Annotated in this window: 2 protein-coding genes; both read left to right on the top strand. The window is 45.2% G+C overall.

Annotated features, from left to right (window positions below; all coding sequences use genetic code 11):
- Positions 1 to 223 precede the first annotated feature (223 nt).
- Entirely contained in the window at positions 224 to 493 is a 270-nt protein-coding gene (locus ACR2PX_RS23190; RefSeq protein ID WP_434001723.1) for a hypothetical protein, read from the top strand.
- Complete coding sequence (locus ACR2PX_RS23185; protein ID WP_434001722.1) at positions 493 to 2,742, top strand: autotransporter domain-containing protein; 2,250 nt, start codon at positions 493 to 495, stop codon at positions 2,740 to 2,742. Before ACR2PX_RS23190 ends, ACR2PX_RS23185 begins: the two co-directional genes overlap by 1 nt.
- Positions 2,743 to 3,428 lie beyond the last annotated feature (686 nt).

The following is a 3,428-nucleotide window of genomic DNA, read 5'->3' as shown; positions in this document are numbered from 1 at the left end:
AAGAATACTCTCAGAAATCGCTGCAAATGTAGTCTTTAACAGTGAAGGTCCGGTTTATGATCTGGCCTCACGTTTAATGAGGACTGTCATCATTTGATTTTTGTGGGTTTTCGGACAGGCACTAACTAGATTCTGCTAATAAGTATCTATGCCATTAATAAGAATTAAAAACAAGACCTGCTGGTCTATATAAAGGGACTAACAACTGGGGAAGAAGTGCATCATGGATAGGATGATTCTAAGGTATATATTGGCTTTGCTGTCACTTATGACTGTATCAGGCTTAAGCCATGCTGGCCACCTGTTCACACAGGCGTCATCCAATACTCCAACCTGGATTCAGTCCGGTCAGGGTATTGTTATTAATCAATACGGTGACGAGGGGGGGCTGGGTCGGGCAATATCGATATTAATTTTCAAGCCAATAGCACGCCACCTGATGGAGCGGATACATCAGATTCAAACTGGTGGCAATGGAGCGCAGGCGATGTAATGAGAATCACTCTGCCGCTCACTGACGATACCTACATCTATACCATTTCTTTTGATGCTGCAGGTTCCGGGGGCTGCGATTACGACTATTGTGGTCAGTCAAGCCTTAATGTATCAAATACTACCCTGGGAGGAAGCGGCGTCACACTGCCGGATCATTCAGGTCAGGAATCTTCCTATGATGAATCAGATGTCTCTTTTAACTGGTCGATTGAAGCGTTGGCCGGAGAGTTTTCACTGAGTGGTTATCGCCTGAGGACATCAGCAGGCACCATTGATGGTACAGGTGCAGGTCCTCTGGATCAGAACAGTGTTATTGACGCCGACGAAGTGGCTAATAGTGTAGGGGGTATCCCTGACATTGATAATGCAAAGTCTGAGTATACACCTGATGAAATAAACAACAGTCAGGTCAATCCAAAGTTTACCGGCGGTACTCTGACCATTGGTTCAGGTACGGATTCCATTACAGCAAACTTTACAGTAGATGCTAATGGCGGAACGATACAGACCAACGGAGATACAGAAATTTCCGGTGTCATCAGTGACGATAGTGGCTCTGTCGGTAGCAGTGGTTCGTTAACCAAAACAGGTGATTCCAAGCTGACGCTTTCTGGCAACAATACGTTTGCAGGCGAGATTGTTGTAGCTGCCGGTACACTAGAAGCTGAGGGCAGTCTTGCAGGAAATGTGGTGGTCAACAACAACGGCACTCTGAAGGGGTCGGGCGTTGTTTCAGGTATAACGTCCAGTGGTATTATTGCTCCTGGGGACTCTCCAGGCACATTAACATCGGCGGGCAGTGTTGTTATGACATCCGGTTCAATCCTGCAAGAGGAGATTGATGGGGCAACATACAACCCTGCTGGTGGTGCCGGTAGCTATGACCGCGTTGCTGTCACAGGTGTGGGTAACACTTTCACTGCTGACGGAACCCTTCAGATTTTACTGAGAGGTATATCCGCGCCAGCCAATAATACTTTTACGCCCGTTATTGGTGACAAATTCCGAATTGTTACGACTGAAGACGTTAATGGAATTAATGGCAGCTTTGTGGTTGTAAACCAACCAGCATCCGGTCTTTCTGACAATACACGATTTGATCTTCAGTATGGCAGTCAGTATATCGATCTGGTTCTGACCCCTGAAAGTTACGCAGTATACGCCTCTGAAAATGGTAATCGTAATGCACTCAACGCCATGACTGCTCTGGAAACGATTCGTCCGGCTGCAGGCACTAGACCAACAGGGTCTGATCCATTCCCGGGGTTGATGGGGCTGTCTGGTACTGTATTGAATTCTGCAATCACTCAGCTATCGGGTGAAATCCATGCAAAGAGTGCTAATGATGTAAAAGACCAAATAATCTCTTTAAGTGATTTGATTCTCACTACTTCCTATGAATTTGATCCAGAGGAAATGCTTTGGGCTAATGTCAGCTCGAATCAAGTTGAGTATCGTCAGGATAAGGTTTCGACAGGATACGATTCAAGCGCCAAGTCCCTGATTGTTGGCTATGATTTTGAACGTCAGACCGATAAGCGCTATGGGTTGGCATTGAGTTATACCGATTCTAAGCTTTCTACGGAAAACGCCTCATCTTCTGAGAATACCCTGGCAACAATGCTTGCTTACTATGAAAGCAAAAATGAAGCAGAGAAACTGGGTGCTTATCAATTAAACCTGAATCTTGGTTTGGGGGTCAGTGAGCGGGAAATAAGACGAACTGTCTCCCTGTCTTCAGGTGCTAACACTCATACTTCGTCAGTCCAGGAATCTGTTTTATTTGGTCAGGCTCGTATTTCTCATCTTCTCAAGGATGGTCAGTATGCTGATATAACAGGGTATTCCAGCTTGAGGTTTCAAGTGCTCAAGGGCGATGCTTATAAAGAGACGGGCTCGACCAATACGTTATTATCCATTGATTCTGGTACCCAGACTTCCGCTCAAATTGGAGTGGGTGTCCTGATCAACTTTATCGATACCAATAAAGTTGATTGGAATCTGGATGTAGGTCTGTTTACTGATCTGATCAGGGATCATGAAACGCTTGATCGGGATGTGATGCTAGGCGCAGCCCACTGGAAAGTAGAGGGAACGGATGTTGGCGCTATCAGTGCAAAAGTTTCCGCCCACGGCAATTGGAAATTGAGTGACAATATGTCCGGGTTTGCAACGATTGGTGTTTCAGGATCTTCTAATCGCCTTGCGGGGCAGGGTTCGCTGGGAATCAGGGTTGATCTTCAATAGAACTGGCATTTATTGTTTGAATTGCACCACAGGCATTGAGTGCTTTGCATTAGGTAGGATGGAAACTGGTTTTTCAGTTTGGATTCAAAGTAAAAGACCTGCAGCAGAAATGTTGCAGGTCTTTTTTTAAAGCATCACTGGTCAGTGAGAGCCAAAGAGCCGGGCTTTCCAGAGCTAAGGTTTCATTCCTTCCAATATGATGACATTTCTCACCTGTTTGAACAAAGCCGTGCGTTCATGTGGTTACCGTTGTAGTAGTCTACAAGCTGGAAAATCTTGCAACAGCCGCCACAGTTACCTCTGTTGATTGGTTTTCGTTCTACCGTTCTTTACGCCACCTTCTGTTAGCTGGCATTGGCTACAGGCAACTTGGAGTACAGCCATAAAAACACTCGGAACAAAAGAACGGCAATATATCAGATCAACCGCTTTGGTTCATACCCATTATTGATGTCAGAAAAATACGATGTGCTTTGCGTGATCATTCTTGATTGCTATGAATTGAGTTAAAGGTTATTTTTCCTCATTCAGATCACATGAGTTGAAAGTAAAGGATTATGGCTCTTTTGAAAAATGAGTGGGTAACCATGTATATTTACCCACTTCACTCACCCCATTGAACTCACCTGAAGGCTCACATGGAAGACCTGTTTCAGACCGCTCTTGGCATTACCGCTCCTTGGTAT

Origin of the sequence: Endozoicomonas sp., from assembly GCF_051008435.1 — a bacterium.
Classification (GTDB): Bacteria; Pseudomonadota; Gammaproteobacteria; order Pseudomonadales; family Endozoicomonadaceae; genus Endozoicomonas_A.
Note: the sequence above shows the minus strand (reverse complement) of the source record. Positions and strands in the feature narration are given on the sequence as shown.

What these genes read in the sequence shown, in the direction of transcription:
- ACR2PX_RS23185 (WP_434001722.1), top strand. Translation starts at nt 493, where the DNA reads ATGAGAATCACTCTGCCGCTCACTGACGATACCTACATCTATACCATT.
- ACR2PX_RS23190 (WP_434001723.1), top strand. Translation starts at nt 224, where the DNA reads ATGGATAGGATGATTCTAAGGTATATATTGGCTTTGCTGTCACTTATG.